This is a genomic window from Shewanella eurypsychrophilus (genome assembly GCF_007004545.3).
GTDB classification, from domain to species: domain Bacteria; phylum Pseudomonadota; class Gammaproteobacteria; order Enterobacterales; family Shewanellaceae; genus Shewanella; species Shewanella eurypsychrophilus.
The window spans coordinates 5419865-5438920 of the sequence record NZ_CP045503.2 but is presented as its reverse complement, the minus strand read 5'-3'; the positions used below and the strand labels follow the sequence as shown (position 1 = coordinate 5438920).

The window sequence follows — 19056 nt, the reverse complement described above, 5'->3', positions numbered from 1 at the left end:
TGGTAAGATGCAGCCAATAGTTTAACCTTCTCTTACGCTTGACGAAAGTCTTGTGATAGTCAAACCGAGGTAGATATGGATCTGGCGGTCGCTCTTTACATAGTTCCAACCCCAATCGGCAACCTTGCCGATATCAGTTCTCGTGCCATAGATGTACTTAATAATGTCAAATTAATTGCCTGTGAGGACACCCGTCACAGCGGAATACTTCTGAGTCACTTCGGCATCGAGACCAGAAAAACAGCGCTCCATGATCATAATGAGCGAGACAGAGCCGATTGGATCATTCAGAAATTAAGTAACGGTGAGCCAGTGGCGCTGATTTCAGACGCAGGAACCCCACTCATTTCAGATCCTGGCTACCACTTAGTGACAGCGGTTAGAGCTGCTGGTTATGAGGTCACACCTCTGCCTGGGCCATGTGCCGCTATTACAGCGCTAAGTGCATCGGGTCTTCCTTCAGATCGCTTCACTTTCGAAGGTTTTCTACCTTCGAAAGAGAAAGGACGTTTAGACAAGTTGACTGCACTGAAAGAAGATCCCAGAACGCTGATTTTCTATGAATCGCCTCACCGCATCGTTCAGAGTCTCGAGTCATTTTTGGTGGCTTTAGGTGAGGACCGACAGATTGTAATGGGTCGCGAAATCACTAAGACTTTTGAAACCTTTCTTTCGGGAACAGTGGCTGAAGTGCTTGAGATAGTTAAAAGTGACCCTAACCAGCAACGAGGTGAGATTGTCTTGATGTGTCATGGTTACCGTAGCGACACCGAAGATACCGGTATTCCAACCGAAGTGGTGAATACACTTAAGCTTCTTGTCGAAGAGTTACCGTTAAAGAAAGCTGCCGCGATTGCTGGCCAAATCTATGGCATCAAGAAAAATGCCTTATATAAATATGGTTTAGAGATAGGGTTATAAAAACTGCTGCGAGTTCGGCCTAGGTTATTAACTCTGGGCATTTAATTGCTTGCCGTCATCGCCAACACTCGCTATAATCCGCGCCGAGTTGGCCAGACAGTTGCCGCGTTCGCAAGAACGGGGAGGAAAGTCCGGGCTTCATAGAGCAGGGTACCAGGTAACGCCTGGGCGGTGTGAACCGACGACAAGTGCAGCAGAGAGGAGACCGCCAATCTTCGGATTGGTAAGGGTGAAAGGGTGCGGTAAGAGCGCACCGTGCGACTAGTAATAGTTCGTAGCAAGGTAAACTCTACCCGAAGCAAGACCAAATAGGGTTCCATACGGCGCGGCTCGCGTTGGAACCGGGTAGGTCGCTTGAGCCTGTGAGCGATTGCAGGCCTAGATGAATAACTGTCCACGACAAGACCCGGCTTATCGGCCAACTCACCTAATAAAAGTATAAGGCCTCACAGCAATGTGGGGCCTTTTACGTTTCTGCCTGTAAGCATTGGCTTATCGGGCATAAATGTCACCTAATAAAAGTAGAACCGCATCTCGCAAGAGATGCGGTTTTTAACTTTCTGCCTGCCGAGCAGGGCTTATCGGGCATAAATATCACCTAATAAAAATAAAAGCCCACTTATCTCACGATAAGCGGGCTTTTTGTTGTCTGCTAAATCATTGCGAATGCTAGGCCGAAGTCATCTGTCCGGTATAGAGGATAAAGTTTCGCAGTAATAATACGCCTATCAAGCTAAAGCTTGCAGTCACGGCAACATAGGCAAACTTCCTGTCTGACGATACGTTCATCCAAAGATTAAATGCCAGTGGTAAGGTCAAACCAATACCTACGACTCCCCCCCAGAAGATCCAGCCCCAAAACCCTTCTCCTATCGCATTGAGGGCAGCGACTTGGCTTTGCCCGCCCGATAAAATTAAGCCCGCGAAGAAGGTAAACAGTAAAATGATCTCCACTAAAATCATGGGGATCTCAATTTTATGAATAAACCTCACTTCAACGCCGTTGGGGTTGCCTCTAAGAAAAATACCACCCAGCAAGGTCGAGGCGGCGCCTGATGATAAGCCTGAAATCAAAAACAGCAGTGGTAACACTGGATTGTTCAACAGCGGGAAACCTATCAAGGCCGATAATAAAAAGCCAGTATAAGCACCCAGTGATAAGGATAAGATAACCAGCACGCCAGTGATGACCTCTTCTTGCTTCATTAGCGCCACAATCACTTTGTCTAATAATGGCCAGCGATGAGCCAGCCATCGCTGCAGAGGCTCACCAAATATGCAGCCAATCCAAGCAAATAGTAATAGCTGGTAAGCCATGAGAACCAGTACTCCCATCGACATCACTGAACTTGTATTGTAAAAAACTAATATCTTCCAAAAATCGAATGGTTTAGTCAGATCCAGCACTAGAATTCCCAATCCAGCACACACGGCAACAGGTGCAATAATTGCTGCTGCTTGGACAAAGGGGGAGAGATAGGCCCGCTCTGCTAATTTAAAGTGTTTGAGCATAATGGCAAAGAAAGCCGCCCCTGCTGATAATCCCGCGAGAAAAAGGTAGATAGCGATTGGCCAATGCCAGACTAGACCATCAAAATGAAATGCACTCATAATACAAGCTCCCCATCAATTGTCTGAATGTGGAATAATTTGGGACGGGTGCCTAAATCTACTTTTTCACGATAGCTAGGCTTAGACTTTAATAACTTAACTAACTCAGATGTCGGGTCTTTGATATTTCCAAACACCAAGGCCCTTGTTGGGCAAGCCTGCACACAAGCTGGCTGTAAACCTTGTGATAACTGGGTTTGTTGGCAAAAGTCACATTTATCAGCAGCCTTGGTTTCTGGATTAATAAAGCGTACTTGATAAGGGCAAGCTGCAATACAGTATTGGCAGCCTACGCAGCGATCTTCATTCACTGCGACTATACCTGTTTCCTTATCGATATAAGCTGCACCCGTTGGGCAGACTTTTACACAAGGTGCAGATTCACAGTGTTGGCAAGAGTGTCGGCGAAAGTGATAGCGCTGATCTGGATATTCACCAAATGGACCAGTACGCAGGATCTTGAGCCTAGTGACTCCCTCGGGAACCTGATTAACCTCGCGACAAGCGTCCTCACAAGCAAGACAGCCTATACATAGGCTTTCGTCATGCACCATGGCATATTTCACTTGGGGTTCTGGTTCACCGTTACTTGCCAGTGGCGATTTTGTGACGGTATAGACAGATATACCCGCAAGCAAGCCACCACATCCCTTTAGAAAACGTCTCTTTGAATTTTCCATGGTGCATCTCCTATCTCTTGGCTTGATGACAAGTTATACATAGCTGACTGCGCTGAGATCCTTGCAGGTTTAATATGGGATCATTTTGTGGGTGCAGTTGATGGCACTCACCACAGCCAACATTATTGGCATGTACGTTGTGAGTCCAATGAGCTCTGGCAAGTTCTTGATGGTCATGACATGTAAGGCAAGTGGCAACTTGCTCAGTTTTTGCTGTGCGGCTGTCGGCAGTAAATGCTTTAATGGCAGAACCTTTTTTAGGATGACGACCTTTTTCACCGTGACAATCTTCACAGCGGATATCGAGTCCGCTATTGGCGTGTAAGCCTATCATCAGGCCATTACGCTTATGGCATTTCATGCAAGTACGGCTGGTCATTACGTTCGCTTCTTCTTCTGCTGATGCGGGCAGGGGGAAGCTAGCCCACAACAAGAAGAACCACACGACATAAAGCAATATAGCGCCGTAACGGTAAGTAATGGACATCAGGGATCCTTACACCGAAAGGTGAATACAAAACATTAAGGGAAGTGAGCGCCAATTGTTAGCATTGGCGCTAGGATTGTTTGTGGGTTGTTATGCGGCGAGCGCGTTCATTATTGAAGCTTCATTGCACTGTTTATTCTTGTCTAGTTTGATGAATTGAACGCCCACATAGTCTAAACATTTTTCTACAAATTTAGTCTGTTCAGGCGAGCTTTCATCGGAATTACTAATGACTAGCTTCACTGATGATGACTCGTTATCTACTACGACATAATCAAGATGACAGTGCTCCATAAAATCTTGTACTTCTTCATGATTTTTAACTGAGTCGTCAATATCAACAACGTTGACCAGTGATGCGCCATAGAGAACATCATAGCGATTGTTTGTCATTGCTTTTAAGGTTTTTAGAAAATGCATTGACTCCTTATCTAACCGATGTGGTTTGACGCTGAGCTCTGTCATCTGCATACCATTCGATCTAAAGAACTTAATACAAGTCATTACAAATGTTACGATAACCAGAGGAACAATCAAAAACAAAACAAAATATATAAAAGCATAACTGAATATAACGGTGGCGTTCATAATAAACCTCCTGGGTATTATTTTTACTTTATTTATTTTTATCTCGTATTAATTATTACTCTTACATATAATTTCGTGCAATAAATATCAAAATCAATTTATTTGAAATCATAGTTTAGTCACAGTGTTAACTTGTAGAATTATAAGTTTCAGAAATCCACTAAGTAATAATATCAGTTTCATAAGGTGGGATTCTTGAATGTGAAAAGTGCAGATTAATGGATTACTATTTTAATGCGATTTAAATCAGTTGCTTGTGATTTTCTATTCGTGATTATACTGCGGTGGGTTTGTGTGTGTTAATTGCTTTGTGTAATTGGTCTTTATTACTAATATTATTTACCAAAAACAATATTTAGTATATTGTTAATTGTGAAGCCTTAAATGTGTAGAGGTGTTTAATATGCGCGATGTGACTCTAGATGATTTGGATATGCTGAGTATAAATATATTAGTCAATCTATATGAAAAGCACTCAGCCACTTTTGTTGCTCAGCAAATGAATATTCCTGCGCCAAAGGTGAGTCGTTGCTTGCAGCATGCTAGAGTTATTTTTAATAACCCCTTATTCATTAGGAAAAAGCATGGTTTGATCCCCAATGAATTTACCCGGAAGCTATATCCAATTGCTAAGGAACTTGTCCAGTGTTCACAGCACCTTTATCAGCTCAATGAGCTCGATAACAATAAAATGGATAGTGCGATAAATATTTTTGCTAGTGATATGCTGATCCAACATTTCCCACAGCAACTTAGTCGTGAAATCTATGATGCCCATCTGCCCTTAAGCTATAAGCTGCACACTGACTCTGACAATATTTTTAATGAAATAAAACAGGGAAGGATAGATCTAGCCATATTGAGTGAGTCAAATCAGCAACGGTTTCACTTTTATGTTGATTCATTGGATATTATTCCATTAATGCAGCTGAATCATCTCTACCTAGTGTGCGGACTTAACCATCCTCTGCTAAAGCAGGAACTGGATTTAGAGACGATCGCAAGTTATCCATACTTGAGCGCAGTTGACCTGGCGATACCCTCTTCAGTCGATCCATTTTTATTGTATTGCCAACAACACAAACTCTTGTGTCAATTAGCCAACATTGACGACATTGACTGTAAGTTAACTTTTCATGAGATCTATCAGTTCCTTGCAGATAGCAATAGCGTTACCTTGTTACCTTATAATAAGGTTTTCGATCAAAGTAATTTGTTACCAGGGCTGCATGTTTGTTGTTTATCTGAAATCGAAACTAAGCGCCTGTATCTGTCACAGTCTTATCCGACTTTGTATCTGGTTAAGGCGAAAGGAAATGAATCAAATCATATTGATTGGTTAACTCGGACTGTGACGAAGATTATTAAACAAAGCGTACATTAGTGTTTAACGAACAGTTTTAAATCCTAGCTGGCGAGTCGTCGGTGTTTAAACTGTCTCTGGTTCGGTATTATTAAAATGATGGCAGTCAGTATGGCACTCTAAACCAGTACAATTATTTTTTGAGCAGCAGGTTGAAATCACATGAGTGTCAGCGATAGATTTTATCGTATTATCATAATGAGCTTGCATCTCGCGCAGCTTGTTGGTTAACAGTGACTCTAAGCAGCTAACTATCTGTGGTAAAACAGTTTGGTGACAGTGTAAATAATAGCTATCACAAGTGAGGCCAAACGTTTTTCGCCAGTCCGATGATATATCAGTAAAGCCCACGTCGGTGCGGTTTTCAAAGTAATAAAAAGACATTGCCGATGATAGTATGCATACATCCTCGGTGTTACTGACGTGATCGATAATCATGTTCACGCTTGGACTCTTAAGTACGACTCGAATATCGATGTCATTAGCTTGAGCGTACTCCTCAATGGGATGCTGCTGATTATTCTGTAAATTAGAATTAACTAAACCGATATTGTAATTAAAAATATCAACCAGAGGTTGGGGTGACTCAAGTAAAGGGTGTCCTGCTCTAGCAACGATAAAAAAGTGCGTGATGTCACCAATTTTGCTATCAGTTACCATGGGGTGATTAATCGGTGCAATCGAAATACTGCAATCAATCTTACCTTGGCTCAGGCGTTGGCCCACATTTTCTGACCAAGGTAATACATTAACGTGTACGCCTCCTTCAACGCAGCGACAAGATTGCTGAATACAATTAAGTACCATGAACGACCAATGTTCATAAGCTGCGACAGTTAACTCGTAGGAGGAGATTTTTTTATCTGAAGTGGCAGCAATAATTTTATCGTATTGCTGCAGAACAGCCTGCACCATAGGGGTTATCTTTAAGGCGAGTCGATTGGGTTCAAAACCATACTTCTGTCGCACAAATAGCTCATCACACAAGACTTCACGCATGCAACTAAGTGCTCGACTGACTTTAGATTGTGTTGTGTTCAGTTTATCCGCTACCGCACTGCCATTTTTTAGTTCAACTAAACCAATGAAGACCTGTAAGGTAAAATAATCAAGACGACTCACTTGTTTCATTAACAGACCCTTTCTTATTGTTGAACCTTTATTGGAACGTAAAGTCTTGCTCCACGTTTGTTCGCCTTTGAATGAACCTTTATCGATTTGTTCAGAAAGTAAGCGAGAATGTGCAAGCATCATTTTTATCACTACCATAAATAAAAATCTAGGAAGTAGATCAATGAACTGCCCATAACTGATTGCTTTTGCTAAATAAGAGGGCGCTTATAGACCTGTTCAAGCGCGCATTGTCTCGACGGTTTTGAGCTCGATAATCTTGCACTGATTGAACATTACCTCCTGTCAGAGTTGGCAAAATGACTCGAAATCCTAGCGGTTGGTAACAATTCAGACTTTTGTTAGCTTTTGTGAGTTTGAAATGTGCTAACAATCACGATTAATCAGCGCGAGTTAACTTTATCGCTACATCTTACGTTCTCGATTGGATCCTAGTGGCCACCAATTATTAACATTGGTTACTGGTTTTGGGGCTTAGCTCCCGCTTGATCAGATTGACTGGAATGCAATCGAGGCTATCACACTATATTTTCCATCGATTCGATACATTTCACTTGCCCCAGAGAAGAGGGCTTATATATAAGTGAGTGGAGTTGATGATGAAACGAATCGGTATGAAGGTTGCTACATTAGCAGCGTTCATCGGGTTAGCCCTGACAGGGTGTTCCGGTGATGATGGACAAAATGGTAAAGATGGTGAGCCAGGTCAACCAGGTCAGCCAAGCATTCCTGTTGCAACGGATGCGAAAGTGCTCACTGTTGAAATGGGAAAAATTTCGGTAGGGACTCAATCTGATATTACTTTTACAGTTACCAATGAGAAGGCGTTGCCGGTTGTTGGGTTAGAGAAGTTTGGTTTTATCCTATCGGGACTTGAAGAGGGCATGGAAGGTGATGCCAGCAATTGGAGCCTGTTGAGCTCTGAAGCTTGCCCCGCGAGTAAGTACTCTGAGTGTGGCACCTTGACTGATAATCAAGACGGTAGTTACAGATATAGTTTCGTTAAAGATGTCACTGCTGAAGCTGCCTTTGATATCACAGATGAAAAGACGCTTAGACTCGTCTTACGTACTGGCGGGGAAGCCGTTGGTTCAACAGAAATTTCCTATGCCAACACTCACTATGACTTCAGAGGTCAGGGAGAGGAAGCGCTATACAGTAAAAATGTAGTTAATAATCAAAACTGTGCCGGTTGTCATGATGATTTTGCTATTCATGGTGGTAAATACACAGAAGTGGAAACCTGTGTCTCATGTCATACCGATAATAAGATGGGCGATGCGAGCAAAGTTTTCCCTATGTTGGCCCATGAAGCGCATATTGGTGTTATTTCTGCGCCGGTTGGGGGCTGTGATAATTGCCACTCAGAGAATGAACAAGCTACAGATTTCGCTAACTGGCGTGAGGTACCGACTGCCGAGACGTGTGTGACTTGTCATACCGAGGTGGACTTCAAAGAGGGAGTCAACCACTGGCCTTATGCCGATAATTCTCAGTGTGCAAACTGCCATACGCCAGATGTTATCGAGAGCTTACACCTTGGTACCTACCAGGGACAGAATGAGCGACGTAAGAACCTCCACCTAACAGTGACTGACGCTAAGATGATTTCTCAGCCGCAAGCTGAAGAAAATCAGGGTAAAGAGGGCTCATTCGTTCAGGTTACTATCGATATTCTAGATAAGAATGGTGTCTCGCGTAACGAACAGTTGGATAAAGTTAACTACCTCTACTACGCCGAGTTTTATATCAACTGGGGCGATCATGACCAAGGTCTAGGATTTGGTGAAGGTGTTGCTGACGGTCGCGGTAAGGTATTGCGCGTACACACTAATAAAGGGCCATATGAAGGTTATTCAGAGAAGCCAATTGTTGTTGGTTATAACAATGGCAAGACGACTTACGAGATTGGTCCCTTCTCCATGGAAGATAAGTTCAAAGGTGATGTGACGGACTTATATGGCACCATCTCTCCGCGTATCTGGTTCTGTATGGATGCTGCAGGCGAGAGCATTATGGACTGTGACGGTGAGACTGATTGGAGTAACGGTGCTGCGGGTTACAACTGGTTAGAGTTCTTTAATACTGAAGGTCTGATGGAGGAGCGTCCACGCCGTCAAATAGTGACTAACGAGCTATGTGGTGATTGTCATGGTACGACAACATCTGCAGATGGTTTTGTGCAGATGACGCTTAACTGTCGTAACTGTCACTCTAAAGCGGGTGATGGTGAGTTCCACGGTACAACTTGTGTCTCTGGCAATGTTGATAGCAATGAGCAAATTTTGTTGAAAGATTTGATGCCTCGTGGCGAGCGTGATTGGACTACCGCCTCTAATGCTGCTGAAGAGTGTATGGCTTGCCACAACGCCAACGTGGTGCCCACTCAGGTTATTCGTGATGCACATACCAAGCAAGGTGATAAGGATTATGTTGAGCAGTTGACCATGAGCCATCCAGATCAGAAGGTTTGGATCCACGCAATGCACGCTAACAACCGAGCTAACCAAAGTGGTGAAGGTTGGAGACGTAACGTTGAATACTCCGCAGACCTAGCGAATTGTGCCAAGTGTCATACAGAAGATAGTTTCGATGCTAAATATCTAGTCGGTCGTAAGCCTTTGGCATTAGATCTTGATTATATGGACACCTATACCGACCCAACAAACCCTGTGAACGGCCGTTATGCTGTTGATGGTGTCGCGGATGCGTATGTCTCTCCTACCGCTGCCGTATGTTTAAGTTGTCACGGTAAGCGTGCTGCAGAAGAGGGCGAAGATCGTAAACAAGTACGTGCTGAGGTCGTTGCTCATATGAAGCAGAACGGTGCGCAGTTTGGCGTCACACTTAACGAGTACACGGGTGAAGAGTCTTGCTCCGTGTGTCATGACCTTAATAATTTGAAGGAGTCGCATAACCTGAAATAGCTAAGTTACATCTCCTGCAAAGTTTTGACCCTAGCACTGAGCTAGGGTCTTTTTTTACCGAGATCACAAATATCAATAATGTATCGCCTATTTAGTCAGAACCCGGAATCATATCAGCGCTGTAAATAGGTAAATCGTATAGCATGTTCTGCTAGTGAGACTAGATAAAGAGTCGTGGTTAGGGGGAGATTATGAAGATTACAGAGTTTTTAATTATAGACTTAGATGCCAGAGATTTAGTTGATCTTAAAAGTTCAAACCGCAGCCCACTGTCTCTTGCTGAATTCGAAGTGTTAAAGTGCCTAATTAAGCATGCTGGAGACGTTGTTAGCAAAGAGGCGCTAAATGCAGCTGGCTGGCCTGGAAGGGTAGTTGCGCCCTCATCTCTGACTCAATGTATGAGCAGCTTAAGAAAGAAGCTGGCTACACAACAAGAGATCGAACTTAAAAATATTCCCCGCTATGGCTATAGCTTGTGCATTGTCGATACCAATGGGCTCAAAGAGCATGCGCTTAGTGTTGATGATAGCGGTAAACTGAGAGATGGTGAGCACAACCCATCAGTGATAATACCTGCAGAAGAAGTGCAGATATCTACCAAGATTCAAGGCAGAAAACGTGGTGTTTATCGATGGCTTTCTTTGGTCGGATTGTGCCTAGTTATCGCAAGCTTACATTTTTCCGGCGGTCTTAAAAAAGCAGTTAATATTCTCTCATTAATCGCAGAGCCTGAAGTGGCCTCGATAACAGAGAGAAGTTTCATCTTGGCTGAAAAGCCGTCCTTGGTGAATACGGTACAACTAGATAATCAAAATAGCCCACAAATACCCGTTGGGCACCTATTAGATAATTGGTTTAACTATGATGCCGTTTTGAATAATAGCGCTGAAAAACAGATGTTTATGTATGACAATGGTCGTTATGAGTCGGTAGCTCTTTGTAATGAATTTGATAAGACCTGCGGTGATCATCAGCCGCTAAACCTAGTTCGCTCTATGACATTCCCCATCGCTCCTCTCGATATTCAATGGTTAGCTAATACCAAGCTAAGAATGGAGCAGGTGACGTATAACAAGATATTGTTGGATCAATTTGAAGGGGGCGATAAGGGGCTCATTGAGGATATATTCAGGGCCGATGTTTATTACTATTCTGATAGCCAAAATGTGGTACGCGCCGATGTACGTTTATCTTTGATTTTTGACTCGGAGAATAGAGGGAAACTGGTTGCTGCAGCCTGTATCACCGATGATTTGCTCAAAGAGATCTCTATCCGATATCAATTTAGTGGTGATTTTAAGCTTAAACAATCAAAAGTTGATGGTAAAACCGTTAAAACCTTCTTCGTTGATATCGATGAACGTTCATTTACCCGTCCACAAACACTATCGAAAGAGTCTGCCACCATCTATCGAGAGATCCGTAAAAATGTGCTGAAAAATGAGAGTATGGTGCTAAGACAGCTGTATCAAGATGATGATAGTGGTGTATGGATGTTGCCTTTGTGGGGCGATACTATGGTCTGGGCACATCGCGAGCAAGTGTCATTGTAATTTGCTGTAATTTAATACAACAACCAATTATCTATAGAACATCTTCTCCACTAAAAAGCCGCTCACTTGTTGTGATGCGGCTTTTTATGATTCAGTTTTCAAACCTGCTTACAAGTAATACCAGTCTGGATAAGTAAGTGTTCATAAAATTACGCAGGAAAAACCGCTTAGAACAAGGCTTGAGTTGCTGTTAACTAGTTATTCTAATTGCAAACTCATAACGTAGTGATCAGCGGTTTTAACAAGTAAGAATGATCAAGTACTTATGTAGATTGGTATAACATCTCGAGTGAGCGCTTTACCAACTAGCTACTGGGCTGGAAAATACACTTCAACCTTTTAGCTATGATCAAGCGTGACATAGTAAACAGGCCACTGACTGTCTTTTGATGCAATCGAAAGATGGTGTCATAGAGTCGGCGAACTAAGCGTCCCTTTAAGATTAACCTGTCATTCATCATGGTGCTGATGGCAAAATCATGGCCTATTGCGACTACCATTCCGCCATCTTTATAGATAAATGGAGTCAGCTCCTTGCCTTGCATTAAGCCGGTTAAATTTTTTGCTAAATGCACTGCGGCGCGGTTGGCTGCTTGTGCTTTAGGTGGCACCATAGTGCCATCACCTTGTGGAATGGAGGCGCAATCTCCCAGAGAGAAAATATTGGGATCTAGCGTCGTGGCTAAAGTCTGTTGCACCATCAGTTGATTAGCCTGGTTGCTCTCTAAGCCGCCAATATTTTTTAGCCAGTTTGGCGCCTTGATACCAGCGGCCCAAAATTGAATATCGGCATTCAATGTCTGTCCATCGCTGGTGGTCATGCCTTGTTGATCAACACTGGCAATACGCGTGTTGAGCATGACATTGACCTGATACTGCTCTAACTTTTTATGAGCTTGCTTAGACATCTCAATCGGACTGTTTGGTAAGACTCTATCGCTTGCTTCAATCAAGTTGATTGTCAGTCTCGCTGCATGAGGATTCTGTGACAGTTTACCGCTTACTTTGGCAAGTTCTGCGGCTAATTCTAAGCCAGTAGCACCAGCACCGACAATATTGATGGTACGCTTCTCACCTGAACGCAGTAATGCGCTAATCTGTTGCCAGCTATCTCTGGCTTGTTCTGGGGTATCTAAAAATAGGCAGTGATCTAATGCACCTTTGGTAGCAAAATCATTGCTAATTGCGCCAATGGCGATCACCAGATAATCGTAAGATAAGGTGTCAGTTTCCCCGTTAGGTTTATAAACAATAATCTGCTTATCTTCACGTTTGATATCTGTCATTCTGGCCTGAAAGTGACGGTAGCCATTTTTTGCACCATGACTGAAATAGCACAAGGTGTCGAGATCGTTATCGAAGGTGCCGGCGGCAATTTCGTGAAACCTAGGTTTCCAATAATGGTGAGTTTCACCTTCCACTAAGATGATTTCATCCTGACCGTTAACAGAGCGACCTAATAGGCTAGCGAGTTCCAGCCCAGCAGCACCACCACCGACTATGACAACACGAGACATAATTTTTCCTTAGCGCAATCTAAACGATGCGTTATTAATAATTGAAGTAATTGGGCCTTAACTGTGATACCTGAGGTATTGCATAGAAAGGGGAGGCGTATTTGATGACGGCTATTATAATTCCCATCTTGATAGGAACAATCATCTTAAAAGGTAAATGACTTTTCCAGCTAGGTAATAATGATGCTTGGTGTCGACTCAAGCCTTTAAATCATCGTGTAGGCAAGTAGGCAAGTAGGCAAGTAGGCAAGTAGGCAAGTAGGCAAGTAAGCAACAGTTGCCCGAGATTTAGTGGGGTTTTAGATGTTCTTTTTAATCGAATAAAGAGATACCGAACTTAAGTTCGGTATCTCTTCTTGATTCATTTATCTTTGTTGCTTGAGTTTGGCTTTTTTGCGTCTTCGTTTGTGCTGTCGTTAGCATCATCACCTGTGTAGAAGTCCGCTAGCACGTCGGCCAGGTGAGTACGGGAAAGCTCACCTTGTAAGTCGCCATCGGCATCGACTACAGGCAGAGGAAAGTCTGATTCCATGGTTGCGGGTATGATGCTTTCGAGCAGTGCATCCGGCGATATCGGCTCCAACTCCTCTACCTTGAACTCATCCATCGGCGCTTCTTTATCTGTTTTAACAGCATCTTCCAGTGCTACCTGACACACAACGCCCTGAAAACCCTCATCGGTAACGTAATAAGCATAGTTAGCCGGGATACGTTTCATTTGTTTGAGGGCTTCGCCTATCGTGTCGGCGGTTAGGCGATATGCGGGCGGCTTCATGACGGTCTCGACAGTTAGCGCTCGCGGTCGATTTACGTCCTTTACGAAGGCTTCGACATAGTCGTCGGCAGGATTGAGCAAGATGTCCACCGGCTCACCCACCTGGATAAGGTTGCCATCTTTGAGGATCGCGATGCGATCGCCAATTCGCAGCGCTTCATCGAGATCGTGGGTAATGAAAATGATGGTTTTATGCAGCTCTTTTTGTAGTTCAATCAGTTGGTCCTGCATTTCACTGCGTATCAGAGGATCCAGTGCCGAGAAAGCTTCATCCATCAAGAGGATTTCAGCATCGGTACACAGAGCTCTCGCCAAGCCGACGCGTTGTTGCTGACCACCGGAAAGCTGAGCGGGGAACTGCTGCTCATATCCGGTCAGACCGACGGTCTCAAGCCATTGTTTGGCTTTGGCATTTCTCGTGGCTTTATCTATTCCTTGTACACTGAGGCCATAGGCCACATTTTCCAGTACGCTTCTGTGGGGCATTAAACCAAAGCGTTGGAATACCATTGCCATTTTCTTACGACGAAATTGCTCAAGCTCCTTGGTATTGAGCTTCATGACATCTACGCCTTCAACTAGGATTTGCCCTTCAGTAGGATCGATAAGCCGATTGAAGTGACGGATCAAGGTCGATTTCCCCGAGCCAGATAGACCCATAATCACAAATATCTCTCCCTTGTGAATGTCGAGATTGATGGCTTTTAGGCCCACGGTATGGCCGGTTTTTGCGAGAATCTCATCCTTGGATAAACCTTCTCTAACCATAGGCATAACGCTGGTTGGTTTTTTACCGAAGACCTTAAAGAGATCCTTGATCTGAATGAGTGGCTGCATTTGTGATCCGTTAGTCATGCTGTCCACCCTGCATATGTTGCTGAGATCGCTTGGCGTAGGCTTGAGAGGTGCGATCAAAAATAATGGCCAGCGCGACGATGGCCAAACCGTTAAAGAGCCCCAAGGTGAAATACTGGTTAGTGATAGACTTGAGGACTGGCTGACCTAGGCCCTTGACGCCAATCATAGACGCAATCACGACCATCCCCAGTGCCATCATAATGGTCTGATTGATACCTGCCATGATAGTGGGAGAGGCCAGTGGTAACTGAACCCCCATCAGACGTTGAATCGAATTGGCGCCATAGGCGGTGGCAGCCTCCAGCACTTCCTTGTCTACCAGGCGGATCCCCAGGTTAGTCAAGCGAATGACCGGCGGAATAGCATAGATGACAACGGCTATGACCCCCGGGACCTTGCCAATGCCAAGTAGCATGACCACAGGGATCAGGTAAACGAAGGCGGGCATGGTTTGCATCACGTCCAGGATGGGTGTCACTACCGCCTGGGTGCGATTGTTGCGGGCCATTAAGATACCAATGGGGACGCCCAGTACTATGGCCATTAGCGTACATACGGTAATGATACTAAGGGTGCGCATGGTATCTTCCCACATGCCGAAATAGCCGATAAGCAGAAATGAAACGATGACGCCCAAGGACAATTTCCATGAACGACTGGTGAAGTAAACCAAAGCGGTAATAGAGAGCAATACTGCCCACCAAGGGGATTGCACCAACAACTTTTCAAACCAGATAAGAAAGCCGAGCAGTGGATCGAAGAAAGACTCGATAAGATCGCCATACTCACGGGAGAAGTCCCGAAAGCTGCTGTCCAAATATTTACGAATTTCCACTAACGTTTCACGATCCATTTTAGGAAACTTGCTGAACCAATCAAAGTCAGCCATGACAACCTCTATAGTTTTTAAACGTACTATCTAGATGGGAATAAAAGTGCGAGGCTCTGCTAGCCTCGCATTCTTGTTTGATTTTTACAGATCGGCGATTGCAGATTTAACCTTTGCGGCAACATCGGCGGGAACCCATTTAAGCCAGGTGTCTTGATGATTCATCAGGAAGTACTCGGCGGCGATATTGCCATCTGCCTGGTTATCTTCCATCCAAGCGAGTAAGCCATTCATTTGGGCATTGGTCAGAGAGCGTTTAGCAAGATACTCAAATCCCCGGGGTGATCTATCGGCGAAAGCTGTGGTGGTGACAGTTTGTACTAATGCCGCTGGGTACATGGTGACTTTAGGTTCTGCGCACTCAATTTGTGAGATACAGTCCCGAAAATGATCCGCATCGATACCGGTACCAAAATCCACCTTGGCCATTTTGTATTTACCTAATATCGCTGTGGGTGCCCAGTAGTAACCAAACCAAGGCTTTTCACGCTCATAGGCTCGAGCGATGGAGCCAGACAGGCCCGCTCCTGAGCCGGGATCGACAAGATCAAACCCTGCAGCATCGAGCTTTAGGGCTTGATACAAGTTTTCGGCCGAGATTTGGCAGCCCCAACCCGCTGGGCAGCCATAAAATGCGCCACGTTCAGGATCTTCCGGGTGTTCAAAGCTTTTTACTTTAGCGATAATTCCCTCAATGGTTTTCAGGCTTGGATCTTTGTCGAGCATATATTGGGGAACCCAAAAGCCTTCTTCACCGCCATCGGAAAGTGATTTACCTGCGATAGTCAGCCGTTTGTCACTGACACCTCGTGCGATAAGCTCTTTGACGTTGTTGCTCCAGATCTCCGGCGCGATGTCAGGCTCACCTTTTTCAACCATTGAGGTACTGGTAGGCATAGTATCGCCTGGGATCAACTCGGCTTCACAGCCATAACCATATTCTAGAATGAAGCGGTCAACATTAGCGATTAATGAAGCCGAGCTCCAATTCATATCTGCGATAGTGACTTTACCGCATTGCTCTTCGGCAAAAGCTTGATGTGTCGCGCTACTGAGGAGTAGACCGCCAATCAAAAGTATACGTTTCATAAGAACTCCGTGCTCGAGGTTAGATATCTTTGCGCACGTGCCTTTACTAACCATTGTTAGCGTTCAAACTTGAGGTTGTGTTTAAGCTGTTGCAGGCGACGGCGTGACGACAAACCCTTTACCTAAACAGCTATATGGCAAGTGGCTTGTTATCATTAAGTTAGCATGCCGTGCACGTTGTTAACACCCCTGTGGGCATAGACTATCGAGTTTTGGCGTCATTTTAGCCACACTTTAGTCCCTATCACTCATGGTATATCTGTTCAGTATCATAACCGTCACGGGTCTTTTTCTTGAGTCTGACAGCAGCTTCAGACCCAATATTGTTCTGGTTAACTTAACGCTTCACTGAGGTAATCAAGCAAGATGCGAACCTTAGGGGATAGGTGCCTGTTATGCGGATAGAGAGCCCAAATCCCCTCTTCTGGCTGACGATTATGCTCTAACAGTGGCACGAGTTGACCGGATTCAATGAAAGGTAAAACATAGTAATCGGGCAGCTGTATGATGCCTATGCTTTTGATTGCTGCATCGACAAGTGCATGACCACTATTGCAGCTTAAATTACCCCTGACTCTGATATTTCTTGTCTTACCACTTTCTTGGAAGCGCCAGTAGTCTAGTGTGCCTTGTAGGCAGTTATGTTGCTCTAACTCAGACAATGAGTGAGGTAAGCCATATGTTGATAGGTAATTAGGTGAGGCGCAGACATATTGCGTTCTCGAACCCAGCCTTTTTGCCATCATACTGGAATCTTCGAGTTGACCTAGTCTAATGGCGAGATCGAAGCCTTCATCGATAAGGTCGACCTTCTGATTTGTTAAGGTTATTTTTACCTCAAGTTCAGGATATTTGACGATAAAGTCATTGACCAAAGGCGCTAATGTCCCCTCACCATAGGTTACCGGTGCGGTAATTTTTAACAGACCCCTAGGCGTGCTCTGCAAGTTAGTGATAGCGCGTTCAGCTTCTTCGAGTCCATCTAACACTTGGCGGCAATGTTGATAGTAAATTTTACCGACTTCGGTGACAGAGACTTTACGGGTGGTGCGGTGAAACAGTTTAGTTGCCATTCTGGTTTCTAGCGCGCTGACCTGTCTGCTGACTTGTGCCGTCGAGATCCCCAGACGTTGTGATGCCTTGGTAAAGCTCTCGGCTTCTGCTACGGCAACGAACTCACTTACACCTTCCCAATTAAACATTATTACTCTCAAGAAATTATCTTTATTCAATATCCTCTAATTATTATCAAATTTAGGCTAAATGCAATTTAAAGTTAGCTATCACTTTAAGCTGCCATTACGTCACATCTAGCATTAAATATGGCTTGGTGGTGATATTTATTATTACTGTGCATAAAAAGTAATTTTCAATAATGGGTCATTATCAATTTATTTGTAAGGAATATAATCACTGCCATCGAATGACCTTGAGTCATCCAGCCTCCGCTTTCAGTGGTTTCATATTATCTAAAGAGGCTGCCAGTTTTTATATTATTTAAGGAAATCTAAAATGAGCACAACATTCTATATGCCTCCAATGTCTCTGATGGGCCCCAATGCCATCAAGCAATTAGGTAGTGAGCTACAGGCGAGAAACTTTAACAAAGCACTCGTTGTGACAGACAAAGCATTGGTCGAAATTAAACTCGTCGACAAGCTTACAGAGGAGTTAACCGCACACGATATCGCTTTCGCTATTTTTGACGGTGTACAGCCTAACCCAACAGAGAAAAACATTGAGCAGGGCCTTGAGTTACTTAATGTTCAGGATTGTGATTTTGTTATCTCCTTTGGTGGTGGGTCTTCTCACGATTGCGCTAAAGGCATCGCCTTGGTCGCTGCTAATGGTGGCCATATTCGTGACTTCTCTAAAGGAGTGCATCTGTCGGCTAAACCACAGCTTCCGCTCGTTACTGTGAATACCACAGCGGGTACCGCGGCAGAAATGACCATATTCGCTATTGTGACCAATGAAGAAGATGAGACTAAATACCCGATTGTAGATAAAAACCTGACACCTATTATTGCTGTGAATGACTCAGAGCTTATGGTCGCGATGCCAAAGTTTCTTACAGCCGCAACTGGTATGGATGCATTGACTCATGCAGTTGAAGCTTATGTCTCTACTGCTGCGACGCCGATAACCGATGCCTCAGCTATTAAGGCCATTGAGTTAATCGCTCAAAACCTGAAAAGAGTTGTTGATAACGGTGAAGACCGTGAAGCGCGAGATGCGATGCAGTACGGAGAGTATTTAGCCGGTATGGCCTTTTCTAACGCATCACTGGGCTATGTACACTCAATGGCTCACCAGTTAGGTGGTGTATATGACTTAGTACACGGATTATGTAATGCCATCTTGCTGCCATATGTTTCTCGTTTCAATGCAGTGGCTAGTAGTGAACGATTTGCCGATATCGCCAAGGCGATGGGCGTAGATACAACAGGTATGAATGCCGCTGATGCTGCAGAAGCTGGGATTGTCGTCATCGAGCAACTATCAGCCTCTGTTGGTACCGCCCAGAAGCTTGCTGATCTTGGGGTAAAACAGGAGAAACTCGAATTTATGGCAATAAATGCCTTAAACGATGCGTGCTCTTTAACCAACCCAAGAAAGGCTAGCACACAAGAGATCATCAATATTTTTAATCAAGCGATGTAATTA

General features: G+C 44.2%; 15 protein-coding genes and 1 other RNA gene. 6 read left to right on the top strand and 10 right to left on the bottom strand.

Annotated elements, in window-relative coordinates:
• The first annotated feature begins 75 nt into the window (after nucleotides 1-75).
• Both rsmI and rnpB read left to right on the top strand, forming a co-directional pair.
• The gene (gene rsmI / locus FM038_RS23315; protein ID WP_142873613.1) at nucleotides 76-921 is read left to right on the top strand and encodes a 16S rRNA (cytidine(1402)-2'-O)-methyltransferase; all 846 of its coding nucleotides are present in this window, start codon (nucleotides 76-78) and stop codon (nucleotides 919-921) included.
• Between the two features lie 84 nt (nucleotides 922-1005).
• Nucleotides 1006-1351: RNase P RNA component class A (rnpB, locus tag FM038_RS23310), an RNA gene on the top strand.
• Nucleotides 1352-1590: 239 nt separating this feature from the next.
• Here rnpB and nrfD read toward each other — a convergent pair.
• The 4 genes from nrfD to FM038_RS23290 form a co-directional block, all read right to left on the bottom strand.
• The gene (gene nrfD / locus FM038_RS23305) at nucleotides 1591-2532 is read right to left on the bottom strand and encodes a cytochrome c nitrite reductase subunit NrfD (protein ID WP_142873614.1); all 942 of its coding nucleotides are present in this window, start codon (nucleotides 2530-2532) and stop codon (nucleotides 1591-1593) included.
• Nucleotides 2529-3212 carry a 4Fe-4S dicluster domain-containing protein gene (locus tag FM038_RS23300; protein WP_142873615.1) on the bottom strand — a complete coding sequence of 228 codons (684 nt, stop codon included), beginning with the start codon at nucleotides 3210-3212 and terminating at the stop codon, nucleotides 2529-2531. Before FM038_RS23300 ends, nrfD begins: the two co-directional genes overlap by 4 nt.
• 10 nt (nucleotides 3213-3222) lie before the next feature.
• On the bottom strand, nucleotides 3223-3699 hold the full coding sequence (locus FM038_RS23295) for a multiheme c-type cytochrome (protein WP_142873973.1): 477 nt from the start codon (nucleotides 3697-3699) through the stop codon (nucleotides 3223-3225).
• Between the two features lie 90 nt (nucleotides 3700-3789).
• Nucleotides 3790-4287, bottom strand: a complete 498-nt coding sequence (locus FM038_RS23290) for a DUF2726 domain-containing protein (RefSeq protein WP_142873616.1) — start codon at nucleotides 4285-4287, stop codon at nucleotides 3790-3792.
• Between the two features lie 403 nt (nucleotides 4288-4690).
• On the opposite strand from FM038_RS23290, the gene FM038_RS23285 reads away from it, so the two are divergent.
• Nucleotides 4691-5671, top strand: a complete 981-nt coding sequence (locus tag FM038_RS23285; RefSeq protein WP_142873617.1) for a LysR family transcriptional regulator — start codon at nucleotides 4691-4693, stop codon at nucleotides 5669-5671.
• 45 nt (nucleotides 5672-5716) lie between these two features.
• Here FM038_RS23285 and FM038_RS23280 read toward each other — a convergent pair whose 3' ends face one another.
• A complete protein-coding gene (locus FM038_RS23280; protein WP_223292958.1) occupies nucleotides 5717-6904 on the bottom strand; it encodes a LysR family transcriptional regulator in 1188 nt (395 codons plus the stop codon).
• Nucleotides 6905-7377: 473 nt separating this feature from the next.
• On the opposite strand from FM038_RS23280, the gene FM038_RS23275 reads away from it, so the two are divergent.
• On the top strand, nucleotides 7378-9708 hold the full coding sequence (locus tag FM038_RS23275) for a multiheme c-type cytochrome (RefSeq protein ID WP_142873618.1): 2331 nt from the start codon (nucleotides 7378-7380) through the stop codon (nucleotides 9706-9708).
• 191 nt (nucleotides 9709-9899) lie between these two features.
• Nucleotides 9900-11261, top strand: coding sequence for a winged helix-turn-helix domain-containing protein (locus FM038_RS23270; protein ID WP_142873619.1), 1362 nt, complete (start codon nucleotides 9900-9902; stop codon nucleotides 11259-11261).
• A 305-nt stretch (nucleotides 11262-11566) separates the two neighbouring features.
• Here the strand turns inward: FM038_RS23270 and FM038_RS23265 are convergent, their stop codons facing one another.
• The 5 genes from FM038_RS23265 to FM038_RS23245 all read right to left on the bottom strand — a co-directional run bounded on the left by FM038_RS23265 (nucleotide 11567) and on the right by FM038_RS23245 (nucleotide 17591).
• Nucleotides 11567-12778 (bottom strand): NAD(P)/FAD-dependent oxidoreductase, encoded by a 1212-nt coding sequence (locus tag FM038_RS23265; protein WP_142873620.1) that lies wholly within the window; start codon nucleotides 12776-12778, stop codon nucleotides 11567-11569.
• 361 nt (nucleotides 12779-13139) lie between these two features.
• Entirely contained in the window at nucleotides 13140-14408 is a 1269-nt protein-coding gene (locus FM038_RS23260; RefSeq protein WP_142873621.1) for a quaternary amine ABC transporter ATP-binding protein, read from the bottom strand.
• Entirely contained in the window at nucleotides 14401-15300 is a 900-nt protein-coding gene (locus FM038_RS23255) for an ABC transporter permease (RefSeq protein ID WP_142873622.1), read from the bottom strand. The genes FM038_RS23260 and FM038_RS23255 overlap by 8 nt, the downstream gene beginning before the upstream one ends.
• An 84-nt stretch (nucleotides 15301-15384) precedes the next feature.
• Nucleotides 15385-16389, bottom strand: a complete 1005-nt coding sequence (locus FM038_RS23250; RefSeq protein ID WP_142873623.1) for an ABC transporter substrate-binding protein — start codon at nucleotides 16387-16389, stop codon at nucleotides 15385-15387.
• A gap of 332 nt (nucleotides 16390-16721) precedes the next feature.
• Nucleotides 16722-17591, bottom strand: coding sequence for a LysR family transcriptional regulator (locus tag FM038_RS23245; protein ID WP_142873624.1), 870 nt, complete (start codon nucleotides 17589-17591; stop codon nucleotides 16722-16724).
• A 310-nt stretch (nucleotides 17592-17901) separates the two neighbouring features.
• Between FM038_RS23245 and FM038_RS23240 the strand changes: the two genes are divergently transcribed.
• Nucleotides 17902-19053 carry an iron-containing alcohol dehydrogenase gene (locus FM038_RS23240; RefSeq protein WP_142873625.1) on the top strand — a complete coding sequence of 384 codons (1152 nt, stop codon included), beginning with the start codon at nucleotides 17902-17904 and terminating at the stop codon, nucleotides 19051-19053.
• The last annotated feature ends 3 nt before the right edge of the window (nucleotides 19054-19056 follow it).